The 10,124-nt window shown below is 61.2% G+C and carries 11 protein-coding genes, 1 tRNA gene and 1 pseudogene; 6 read left to right on the forward strand and 7 right to left on the reverse strand.

The window, feature by feature from the left end; translation table 11 throughout:
* The 3 genes from IV091_RS04180 to IV091_RS04190 form a co-directional block, all read left to right on the forward strand.
* Positions 1 to 396: nuclear transport factor 2 family protein (locus IV091_RS04180; protein WP_293465527.1), on the forward strand; the 396-nt coding region annotated here is incomplete at its 5' end.
* Between the two features lie 15 nt (positions 397 to 411).
* Positions 412 to 1,395, forward strand: a complete 984-nt coding sequence (locus IV091_RS04185; RefSeq protein WP_293465530.1) for an alpha/beta fold hydrolase — start codon at positions 412 to 414, stop codon at positions 1,393 to 1,395.
* Positions 1,396 to 1,439: 44 nt separating this feature from the next.
* Positions 1,440 to 2,018, forward strand: coding sequence for a DUF2946 family protein (locus IV091_RS04190; protein ID WP_293465533.1), 579 nt, complete (start codon positions 1,440 to 1,442; stop codon positions 2,016 to 2,018).
* A 101-nt stretch (positions 2,019 to 2,119) separates the two neighbouring features.
* Here IV091_RS04190 and IV091_RS04195 read toward each other — a convergent pair whose 3' ends face one another.
* A complete protein-coding gene (locus IV091_RS04195) occupies positions 2,120 to 2,977 on the reverse strand; it encodes a c-type cytochrome (RefSeq protein ID WP_293465536.1) in 858 nt (285 codons plus the stop codon).
* A 211-nt stretch (positions 2,978 to 3,188) separates the two neighbouring features.
* On the opposite strand from IV091_RS04195, the gene IV091_RS04200 reads away from it, so the two are divergent.
* A tRNA-Arg gene (locus tag IV091_RS04200) sits at positions 3,189 to 3,264 on the forward strand.
* A gap of 171 nt (positions 3,265 to 3,435) precedes the next feature.
* Here IV091_RS04200 and IV091_RS04205 read toward each other — a convergent pair.
* The 4 genes from IV091_RS04205 to IV091_RS04220 are packed head-to-tail and all read right to left on the reverse strand — an operon-like array spanning position 3,436 to position 6,799.
* Positions 3,436 to 3,684, reverse strand: coding sequence for a DUF3297 family protein (locus tag IV091_RS04205; RefSeq protein ID WP_293465539.1), 249 nt, complete (start codon positions 3,682 to 3,684; stop codon positions 3,436 to 3,438).
* Between the two features lie 39 nt (positions 3,685 to 3,723).
* Positions 3,724 to 4,497: an SDR family NAD(P)-dependent oxidoreductase gene (locus IV091_RS04210; protein ID WP_293465542.1), complete on the reverse strand. Its 774-nt coding sequence runs from the start codon at positions 4,495 to 4,497 to the stop codon at positions 3,724 to 3,726.
* 13 nt (positions 4,498 to 4,510) lie between these two features.
* The gene (locus IV091_RS04215; RefSeq protein WP_293465545.1) at positions 4,511 to 5,488 is read right to left on the reverse strand and encodes a tripartite tricarboxylate transporter substrate binding protein; all 978 of its coding nucleotides are present in this window, start codon (positions 5,486 to 5,488) and stop codon (positions 4,511 to 4,513) included.
* Between the two features lie 36 nt (positions 5,489 to 5,524).
* Positions 5,525 to 6,799 carry an aromatic ring-hydroxylating dioxygenase subunit alpha gene (locus IV091_RS04220; protein ID WP_293465548.1) on the reverse strand — a complete coding sequence of 425 codons (1,275 nt, stop codon included), beginning with the start codon at positions 6,797 to 6,799 and terminating at the stop codon, positions 5,525 to 5,527.
* A 187-nt stretch (positions 6,800 to 6,986) separates the two neighbouring features.
* Here IV091_RS04220 and IV091_RS04225 point away from each other — a divergent pair, with 187 nt between their 5' ends.
* Both IV091_RS04225 and IV091_RS04230 read left to right on the forward strand, forming a co-directional pair.
* Positions 6,987 to 7,742: an IclR family transcriptional regulator gene (locus IV091_RS04225; protein WP_293465551.1), complete on the forward strand. Its 756-nt coding sequence runs from the start codon at positions 6,987 to 6,989 to the stop codon at positions 7,740 to 7,742.
* Between the two features lie 106 nt (positions 7,743 to 7,848).
* Positions 7,849 to 8,331, forward strand: coding sequence for a hypothetical protein (locus IV091_RS04230; protein WP_293465553.1), 483 nt, complete (start codon positions 7,849 to 7,851; stop codon positions 8,329 to 8,331).
* A 111-nt stretch (positions 8,332 to 8,442) separates the two neighbouring features.
* On the opposite strand, the gene IV091_RS04235 is transcribed toward IV091_RS04230, so the two are convergent.
* Together IV091_RS04235 and IV091_RS04240 are read right to left on the reverse strand one after the other, a co-directional pair.
* Entirely contained in the window at positions 8,443 to 9,675 is a 1,233-nt protein-coding gene (locus IV091_RS04235; protein WP_293465555.1) for a multidrug effflux MFS transporter, read from the reverse strand.
* Positions 9,672 to 10,124, reverse strand: a pseudogene (locus IV091_RS04240) (16S rRNA (cytidine(1402)-2'-O)-methyltransferase); the annotation flags it as partial. The pseudogene IV091_RS04240 and the gene IV091_RS04235, both read right to left, overlap by 4 nt.

Below are 10,124 nucleotides of genomic sequence, written 5' to 3' on the forward strand. Positions count from 1 at the left end.
GAAGCGGCTTTTTACGACGCGCTGCAAAGTGGTGACATCGACAAGCTGATGGCCTGCTGGGGCGATGAAGACGACATTGTCTGCGTGCATCCGGGGGGCGGGCGTCTGGTTGGCCCTGCCGCGATACGCAGCACCTTTGACACCATGTTTTCCAACGGCACCATTCGCGCTTTTCCTGAAAAAGTACGCAAGATCGATGCGATGAGCGCCAGTGTGCACAACGTGCTGGAGCGTATTGAAGTGCTGACGGAAGAAGGCCCCCGGCACGCCTATGTGATCGCCACCAACGTGTATCACGAGACGGCGCAGGGCTGGCGCCTGGTGGCTCACCATGCCAGCCCCGGCACGTCAAGCGAAATGCATGAGGTATCGGAAACGCCACCGGTCCTTCACTGATTGGCGTCGTTGGTTATGAAGTATGTAGCGCCCTGGTGGCTTCCAGGCGGCAATTCACAGACGATTTGGGCCGCCTTGCGTTCCGGGCGCTACCTGGGTGATGCACCGATTTTTCGGCGTGCGCGTTGGGTGGCACCCGATGACGATTTTGTCGACGTCGATTTTGCGCAGCACGCCAGCGCCGCTGATGCACCGCTGCTGGTGGTGTTTCATGGCCTTGAAGGTTCGTCGGCCAGCCACTATGCAGAGGCTTTTGCCGGCGTCGCCCGAAGTCGTGGCTGGGCCTGCGCCGTACCGCATTTTCGCGGCTGCTCGGGCGAACTCAATCGTGCACCGCGCGCCTACCACTCGGGCGATTTCGAGGAGATCGACTGGATTTTGCGGCGTTTCAGGCGCCAACATGCGGGACCTGTGGTGGCGGTGGGTGTCTCGCTGGGGGGCAACGCCTTGATGCGCTGGGCTGGCGAGATGGGTGCCGAGGCGGCAAGCGTCGTCACGGCAGTGGCCTCGGTCTGCTCGCCGCTTGATCTGGCGGCCAGCGGCATGGCCATAGGGCAGGGGTTTAATCGGCAGGTCTACACGCGCATGTTTTTGCGCACCATGGTGCCAAAGGCCCTGAAGAAGCTGGACCAGCACCCCGGCTTGTTTGACCGGCAGGCGCTGCTGGCGGCACGCGACCTGTATGCATTCGACAACATTTTTACGGCACCGCTGCATGGTTTTGAAGATGCCGATGATTACTGGGCGCGCGCCTCAGCCAAGCCGCATCTGCAGCATGTCGCCGTGCCCGCGCTGGCACTGAATGCCCTGAATGATCCCTTTGTTCCGGCTGGCAGCCTGCCAGGGGCTGCCGATGTCAGCCCTTTCGTGACACTGTGGCAGCCCGCGCAGGGGGGGCATGTGGGCTTTCCTTCCGCGCCTGCGGGCTGCGCCGCTTTTCCGGGCAATGTGCGCGTCATGCCTGAAGCGGTCACGGCCTTTCTGGCGGCGCAGCTTTAACCCCTGGCGTGTCACGCCGGTGAGGGCAGTGCAAAATAGCCCTCATGGATGACATTGTTCGACAGGCGATCGCGAAGTGGCCCAACGTTCCCGACTGCTACGGCTGGCTCGGGCTGGATGCGCGTGGCAACTGGTATATGCGCGACGACAGGGCGCAGGCGGCCGGCTCGTTTGCTGCCTCGTTTTCTCGGGCAGAAGCCGCCGAAGCCGCCGGAAGTGGCGCCGGCAAGGGCTCGCTGCTCAAGCATGAAAAGCTGGTGGACTTCATCCAGCGCAACTACGAGGCCGACACGCACGGGCAGTGGTTTTTTCAGAATGGCCCGCAGCGCGTGTATGTCGAACTCCAGGCCACGCCGCTGATCTGGCGTGTGGATGCCGCTCCAGCTTTTGCGGTCGCGTCACACACCGGCCAGCCTGCCAGGGTGCAGCGCTGCATGGTGGATGAAGGGGGCCGGGTGTATCTGGAAACAGATGTAGGCTTTGGCCTGGTCCATACCCAGGACATGACACATGCCGCCGATGCGGTGGAGCAGGGCTTGTGGGTGCCGCAAGAAGTGCTGGCGCGTGATCTGCCTGCACGGTTTTGCTATGTTCGCAGTCCTCAGGCACTGCAAAAAATATAGCGCACTGCGACCGTTAAATAAGGGCTGGTGCCAGATTTTCCTGAAGTCACCCATAAAAAAACCGGTCAGTGACCGGCTTTTTTATGGGTGACTGACGCTGCTTATTTGGAAGCGTTCACCATGTATTCAACTGCTGACCGGATATCGGCGTCAGATGCCGTCGAACCCCCTTTGGGAGGCATCGCATTTTTGCCCTTGATGACGCTGGTGGTCAGCATGTCAAGGCCGGTTTTGATGCGGGGTGCCCAGGCTGCCTTGTCGCCAAGCTTGGGCGAGCCGGCCACGCCTGAGGCATGGCATGCGACGCAGGCTTGCTTGTAAAGCGCTTCGCCGGAGCCCACCGCCGCCACCGCGACGGGGGCCGCCGCCGTTGCTGCTACAGGTGCTGCTGGGGTGACGGCTGCCGCTGGGGTCGCCACGGGTTCCGCAGCCGGGCTTGCAGCCGCGGGCGCAGGCGCTGCAGGCGCCGTAAATTTGCCGCCTGCCGACGCGGTCAGGTAGACCACGGCACGTGCGATTTCGATGTCGTTGTGGTCGCCGCCGCCCTGTGCAGCCATGGCATTTTTCCCTTTGAGGGCCGAATTCCAGAGCGCTTCAAAACCCGTCGCGAGGCGGGGTGCCCAAGCTGCGGCGTCGCCAAACTTGGGTGCACCTGCGGCGCCGGAGTCATGGCAAGCCACGCACTGTGCTTTGTAAACCTCTTCTCCAGACTTGAGCGGGCGGTTGGCATCACGAATTTCAATCATGCCGATTTTCTGGATGCGCTGTGCCACGGCCCTTTCAGAGTTATCGACGCCCGCGGACGGCTTGTTGGCCGAGGTCACGTAATACACCAGCCCGATGATGGCAAAAATAGGAACCACAAAAGAGAAAAAAACCGCAGCCAGCAACTGCTGTGGGGTTTTGATCGGGCCAGTGTGGGCTTCTTCGTGGGCCGTGTTGTGGTCGTTTGCGCTCATGGCATCCTCAAAAAACTAAAAATCGGGGGCTATCGGGGGTGCTACAGCGTCTGCTCAGCAACTGCGGATTATAGCCGTGGGCCTTGGAAATCGCGAAGGCGCGCGGCTGGCTGATAGAATGGAGGGCGTTGTGTGACGTAATTCGTGAACACAGCACAAACACTCCCGGCTGCATCCCCTGCAGACTGGGGGCAAATCATTATTCAGCGTTGCGGCTGTAGCTCAGTGGATAGAGTATTGGCCTCCGAAGCCAAGGGTCGTGGGTTCGATCCCCGCCAGCCGCACCATTAACAGCACCCGGAGAACCTTGTGTTTCCTCGTTGAAACGCAATCCTTGCGGATTGATGTTTGCGTTTCCGGTTGCCACTAATTCAAAGGTCACCGCCATGCCCATCCGGTGGCCAAGCATTTCCGGGTGCGCGGTTGCACAAACGCAGGTCATGGCGAACAGGCCTGGCCTATCGATAAAACGCTTCGACCTGGCCTTTCAACTTGATCAGCAGCGGATGGCCTTTGCGATCCACTGTCTTGCCTGCGGGAACCTTGACCCAGCCCTCGCTGATGCAGTACTCCTCGACATTCACGAGTTCTTTGCCATTGAGCCGAATGCCAATGTCATGTTCAAACACGGCCGCGACGTGATGGGGGCTGCGCGCGTCAACGGAGAGGCGATCGGGCAGAGGGGGTAATTGGGTGGTTTCGTTCATGGAGAGCTATTTTCCATGATTCGGGTCTTGCCTTTACATCTACATAATGGAAAGCCCGCCATCCACCATCAGCGTGGTGCCGGTGATGAACGAGGCCTCGCTGGAGGCCAGCCACAGGATGGGCCATGCAATTTCTTCCGGTGTGGCCCAACGGCCCATCAGCGACGTGTCCTTGCGTTCGGTCTTGAGTTGTTCCACGTTCTTGCCGCCGGCCTGGGCGCGGCCGACATGAAAGTCCGTCAAGGTGGATCCAGGGCATACCGCGTTGGCGCGCACGCCGTGTTCTGCCTCCTCAAATGCCAGCGTCCGCGTCAAAGCCAGTTGTCCGGCTTTCGTGGCATCGTAAAGTCCCATCCCTTTGCGGCCAGTCACCGCATAGCAAGACGAGACGTTCACGATGCTGCCCTGGCCTGATCGGCGCAAAGCCGGCAAGGCGGCCCGGCAGTAATTGGCCGATCCGACCAGGTTGACGCCCACCACCGCTTGCCACTCCTCAGGCCTGGCGTGCGCCACGGCCGAGTAGCTGCGCATGGCTGCGTTGTTGACCAGGATGTCGAGTCCGCCGAAAGTGTCGACGCAATGCCGCACGGCAGCCATGGCCTGGGCTTCATCTGCCACATTGGCCACGAAGTGATTCACTTTCGCTGTCGGGATTTCGCCCAGGATGGACCGGGTGGTCTTCTCCAGCGCTGCCGCATCTGCATCCACCAGCGTGACCGCCGCGCCTTCCCTGCAAAAAAGTAATGCGACCGCAGCACCGATGCCTGCGCCTGCGCCTGTGATCAGGGCTGTCTTGTTGGTAAGTCGTGCCATGTGTGCTTGTCCGTCAGTCGGCCTTGGCCCCGGTTGCCTTGATCACCTTGCCCCAGCGCGGAATCTCCGAACGGATCCAGGTGCCGAATTGCTCGGGACTGGTGGCGACCACTTCGAATTCCATGTCCCGGAGCTTTTCATGCACCTCGGGGCTGTGCAGGATCTTGACGATTTCGCTGTTGTAGCGGTCAATGATGTTGCGCGGCGTGCCGCCCGGTGCCAGAAAGCCGATCCACGACGTCGCTTCGAAGTCCCGGAATCCTGATTCGATCATGGTGGGCACGTTCGGCGTGCTTGCGAACCGCTTTTGCCCGCTGGATGCCAGCAGCTTGAGCCTGCCATCTTTGGCGAATTGCTGGACATTGCCCGGCACAAAGAAGCCGGCCTGCACGTTGCCTGCAATGAGATCGGTCACCGCCGCCCCGGCTCCCCGGTAAGGAATGTGGGTCATGTGAATGTTGGCGGCGAGCTTGAACATCTCCATTGTCAGGTGAGAGGCGCTGCCCATGGCAATCGACGCGTAGGCCAATTTTGTCGGGTTGGCCTTCGCCTTGGCCACCAGGTCTTCCACGCTGCCAATACCGGCATTGGGGTTGACCACCAGATACTGCGCCGATTTCACTGCCAGCGTGATGGGTGCAAGGTCCTTCAGCGGGTCATACGGCATCTTGTCGAACAGCGAGACGTTGATGGCCAGTGGGCCGTTGTAGCCGACCAGCAGCGTATGGCCATCAGCAGGCGCCTTGGCCACGAGGTCTGCACCGATGTTGCCGCCAGCGCCGGGCTTGTTCTCGACGATGACGGGTTGACCGAGGGCTTCTTGCAGCTTTGGCGCCACCAGGCGTGCCAGAACGTCGTTGGTGCTACCCACGATCGGCACGATGATGCGCACCGGTTTGGTGGGGCTCCACGTTTGCGCACAGGCCATGCCGGCAAAGCTCAAGTGGGTAATCAAGAGCGCGGCGAGCCCTCTGAGGTGGATGGTTTTCAAGCTTGTCTCCAGATTTTTATGTGAATCAGATCGAAATCAGATCGAGTAGACGGGTTGATTGCGTCCGTCCGTCAGGCGCTCTTTTGCCCATTCCACGGGGTCCAGTGCGCGATCCAGCAAAACCCCGGCGGCGCGCACCCGTTGCGTCGATGCGTCCAGTGCCGGAGGCTCTGCGCCTTCGGCCAGTCCCAGGGCCGCTTCATGCAGCATGCGGCGTGCCATCACGATGGCCTTGTCGGTGGGCAGCAGATGTTCTGCTGCATGATCCTGGATGGGACCCATGCTTTCCTGCAGCGAATAGTCCTGCGCGGAAAATCCGAAGATGCCGCTGTAGGCGCGTTTTTCCTGTTGCGCGACCCGGTCCATCCCGTAGTCGTTGTCCTTGTTGGCCTTGGGACGAAAGCTGCCCGGTGCTTCGTATTCGACGTGGATGCCTTTGCCTTCCTCCATGTGGCGACGCTCCTCGTCTGACAGCGGTTTGCCGGGATGGAAGTTGATGCTCCACGCCCAGCAGTTGTGGTCGTCGATGGGAACCCAGATGTGGCCCGCCAGCGAATGCTCGCCAAAGGGCGGGATCAGGGTGAACCACGGGAACAGCCACTGCGTCACCCGCCAGTAGTAGGAGTCCGCATCACCGTTGCGGCGGCCAAACAAGGTCAGGCCGAAGGGATTTTTCTCGATGTTGAACACCACGTTGCCGTCGGCCTTGATGTAGTCCAGTGCCTTGGCCCCCTTGTGCATCGGATCGGTGTCGACCTCATGGCTGTGAACGAACGACACATGGCTGGTATCAATGCCCCCTTCCATGGCTTGCAGGTAGTTGGACTCCTGCACGCGCCTGGAGACAAACACGTGGCTGGCCGGCAGCGTGCACCACTCCAGGTTTGGCGGGGCGGGCTGCTTGTCGGGCGGTCCCATGTAACACCAGAGCAGGCCGCCCAGTTCAACGCAGGGGTAGGACTTGATGTGCATGCGCGCGCAGGCCTGGGGCGAAGCCGGGACGTCCACGCACTGACCGTTGCGGTCGAACTTGACGCCGTGGTAGGCACAGCGGATGCCGTTTTCCTCATTGCGGCCAAAGTACAGCGACACGCCGCGGTGCGAACAAAACTCACTGATCAGGCCCGGACGGCCTTCGGTGTCGCGGAACGCCAGCAGTTTCTCGCCCAGAATTTGAACGCGCACCTGAGGACCATCAGGCTGGGCGATTTCACTGGACAACAAAACCGGCACCCAGTAGCGCCGCATCAGGTCACCCATTGGCGTTCCGGCTGCGGTACGGGTAAGCGTTTCAGACATTTCCTTGTTCATGCTTGCAGTCTCCTTGGCGGGTTAAATACGGACTACGGATCATTTGATGTCCGTCTGGTGAATATTTTGTCCATTCTATGGATTTGTTGCGCCATGTCAAACACCTGGATGGAAATTTTGTCCATGGTGTGAACAGTGCGTACCTGTAATATTCAGGCCAACAAGCAAAGCATCCAGAAAAAATTCAATGAGTCAAACAGAAAAAATTGGGGATAGCGTCCGCGCAGTGGACAGGGCGCTGGACATCCTGATGGCCTTTACGGCCACAGACCATGCGCTAACCGCAGGCGAGCTACTCAAGCGGGTGGACCTGAGCCGGCCCACCTTGTATCGGTTGCTCCATACGCTGGAGCACAACGGTTTTGTTTCTTCGGGCGGCGAGCCCCAAAAATTCAGGCTGGGACCTTCGGTGGCGCATCTGGCGCATGTGTGGACCGCCAGCATGAACATTGGCGAGGTGGCGCAACCGATGATGCGCAGGCTGTGGGAACAAACGGGTGAAACCGTGGCCTTGTTCATCCCGCAGGGTGATTACCGAATTTGCGTGGCGGAAATACCCAGCGCCCAACCCTTGAGTTTCAAGCGTGGCGTGGGCTACCGCGAGAAAGTGACGGTCGGCGCCAGTGGCAGGGCGATTTTGGCCAATATGCCTGACGCGTCGCGCTATCCCATGGCCCATGACGCGAGCGCTCCAGGGGCAGATGCTGAATATGAGAAGGAACTGGGCCGAATCCGCGAACGCGGCTATGCGGTCAGCCGGGACGAATTGCTCCAGGGCGCAGTGGCCGTCGCGGCACCATTTTTTCATGGCCGCGAGCAGGTGGCGGGGTCGCTGGCCGTGTTTGGACCCAGTGCCAGGCTGCACAGCACCCAGATCGACGCTTACGGTGCCCTGCTGGTTCATGAGGCCGAGCAGCTATCCCGCGCACTGGGAAAAAGCTGACAGGCGATTTATCCGCTGCAGCGCAAAAATTCGGTGCCGGTACGGTGTACCGGGAACGTGATGCAATAGGGGGTTCTCCAATATTCCTGTGTCTTGGGAGTGCAGTATGAAAGCCATCAAAATCTTTTCCAGCCTTGCGCTGGTCTTGCTCCTGGCGGGGTGTGCCTCGTTCAGTGCGCTGCAGCCGGGCGCGTCGCGCGAAGAGGCCGTAGCCCGTTACGGCACGCCATCGCGCGTGCTGCCGCTGAACGCGGGGACACGCTTGCAGTATTCGAGGCAGCCCGCCGGCCAGACCGCCGTGATGGTGGACCTGGATGCCGCAGGCCGGGTGGTCGCCGTGCGGCAGGTACTGAACGCGCAGGAGTTTTCAAAAATCGAGGTGGGCCGTTGGAAGCGCGACGATGTGGAGCGCGCGTTTGGCCCGCCTGCTTTCGTGGACCGCGTGGCGTCCTGGCCTGGCGACATCATGAACTACCGCTGGCTCGACAACTTTCAGAACATGCTTTTTTGGGTGTATCTGGACGACCGCAACGTGGTGCAGCGCACCGGCCAGGGCATTGAGTTCCCTTTGGAGATGCCCGAAAGATGAGCTGTTCATCGGGCTGCCTCGGGCTTTTTTTGCTATCAAATAAGTGGCCATTTGGCGCCGTTTTGTAAGGGCTGTCGGCACTTTTTGGCATGCATTCAATGCCCTTTGGGACTATTCCCCTGTCACCGAACGGCCAATCTCGGGCCAGCGGTGGTGCAGGTACAGCCACGCCAGCAGTCCGATGCACAGCATGCCCAGCGAGACCGCCGCCAGCGCGGGCGCGGAGTGCATCACCAGTGGTGCGATCACGCCCGCTACCACGCCGTTCGCGCTGGAGCCGATAAAGGCCTGCAGCGAAGACGCCATGCCGCGCCGCTCCGGATACAGGTCAAGCACCAGCAGCGTGATGACCGGCACCATGAGCGCCCAGCCAAAGGCGAACACGGCAATCGGAAACATGGCCCAGGACACATGGGCCGTAAACAGCAGGTTGGCCGCCAGGTTCAGCACCGCCGTGACCAGCATGATGACAAAGCCATGGCGGATTTGCTGCTTGGGCGCGATTTTTCCCGCCAGCCGGCCGCTCAGCCAGGCCCCCAGCATGATGCCGGAAATGGTCAGCATGAAAAACCAGAAAAACTGGGTTGGCTGCAAGGCCAGAAGATCACCAAGGAAGGCTGGCGCCGACAGCACGTACAGAAACATGCCGTTGAACGGCACGCCGCTGGCCAGGGCCAGCAGTAAAAAGCGCGGGCTCGAACCGAGTTGCCAGTAGCCGTGCATCAGGTGGTGCACTTCAAACGGCTGGCGGTCCTGCGGTGGCAGGGTTTCCGGCAAAAACCGGTAGTTGGTGCCCCACAGCACCAGGCCGACGGCCGTCAGAAACCAGAAAATGCTGTGCCAGCCCAGATGCACAAACAGCCAGCCGCCCACGATAGGCGCCAGCGCGGGCGCCACGCCAAAGTAGATGGTGACCTGGCTCATGACCTTCTGGGCCTGGGCTGGCGGGTACAGGTCGCGGATCACGGCCCGCGACACCACGATGCCGGCACCGGTCGACAACCCCTGCAGCGCCCGAAAGAACACCAGATGCTCAATGCTTTGCGACAGCGCGCAGCCCGCCGAGGCCAGCGTGAACATGGCAATACCCCAGAGCACCACCGGACGCCGGCCAAAGCTGTCGGCCAGCGCGCCGTGAAACAGGTTCATGAATGCAAAGCCAAACAGGTAGGCCGACAGCGTTTGCTGCATTTCCACGGGTGACGCCCCGAGCGACTGCGCGATGCCCGCAAAGCCCGGGAGGTAGGTGTCAATCGAAAACGGCCCCAGCATGCCCAGCACCGCCAGCAGCACCGCGAGCGCCCAGCGCGGCCCGCGCCAGAGTTGGTCGGCGTTCGGGTTCATTCTTTTTTCAGCTTCAGGGCCGTGTCATACAGCTCGTTGCGCGGCGCCCCCGTGATGTCTGCGGCCAGCTTCACCGCCGTTTTCAGCGGCAGTTCGGCCAGCAGCAGTTGCAGCACGCGGGTGCTGTCCTCGGCGCTTTCCTGCGGGGCTGACGCATGCAGCACCAGCGCAAACTCGCCGCGCGTGCGCTGCGGTCCGGCCGCCAGCCAGGCGGCAAAGTCTTGTGCCGGCACGGTGGCAATTTCTTCAAACTGCTTGGTCAACTCGCGCCCCACCGTGACCAGCCGGCCCTGCAGCACGGCCATGGCGCGCGCCAGCGCCTCGATGCGGTGCGGCGCCTCCAGAATCACGGTGGCCCGGGTGTCGGCGCGCAGCGCCTGGATGGCCTGGTCGCGTTCGCCGGCCTTGCTGGGCAAAAATCCGGCAAACACAAAGCCGCTGGCATTGTC

The organism is Polaromonas sp. (assembly GCF_018780625.1).
Taxonomy (GTDB): Bacteria; Pseudomonadota; Gammaproteobacteria; order Burkholderiales; family Burkholderiaceae_C; genus Polaromonas.

What these genes read in the sequence shown, in the direction of transcription:
- IV091_RS04230 (WP_293465553.1), top strand. Translation starts at nt 7,849, where the DNA reads ATGAAAGCCATCAAAATCTTTTCCAGCCTTGCGCTGGTCTTGCTCCTG.
- IV091_RS04205 (WP_293465539.1), bottom strand. Translation starts at nt 3,684, where the DNA reads ATGAACGAAACCACCCAATTACCCCCTCTGCCCGATCGCCTCTCCGTT.
- IV091_RS04225 (WP_293465551.1), top strand. Translation starts at nt 6,987, where the DNA reads ATGAGTCAAACAGAAAAAATTGGGGATAGCGTCCGCGCAGTGGACAGG.
- IV091_RS04210 (WP_293465542.1), bottom strand. Translation starts at nt 4,497, where the DNA reads ATGGCACGACTTACCAACAAGACAGCCCTGATCACAGGCGCAGGCGCA.
- IV091_RS04235 (WP_293465555.1), bottom strand. Translation starts at nt 9,675, where the DNA reads ATGAACCCGAACGCCGACCAACTCTGGCGCGGGCCGCGCTGGGCGCTC.
- IV091_RS04220 (WP_293465548.1), bottom strand. Translation starts at nt 6,799, where the DNA reads ATGAACAAGGAAATGTCTGAAACGCTTACCCGTACCGCAGCCGGAACG.
- IV091_RS04195 (WP_293465536.1), bottom strand. Translation starts at nt 2,977, where the DNA reads ATGAGCGCAAACGACCACAACACGGCCCACGAAGAAGCCCACACTGGC.
- IV091_RS04185 (WP_293465530.1), top strand. Translation starts at nt 412, where the DNA reads ATGAAGTATGTAGCGCCCTGGTGGCTTCCAGGCGGCAATTCACAGACG.
- IV091_RS04190 (WP_293465533.1), top strand. Translation starts at nt 1,440, where the DNA reads ATGGATGACATTGTTCGACAGGCGATCGCGAAGTGGCCCAACGTTCCC.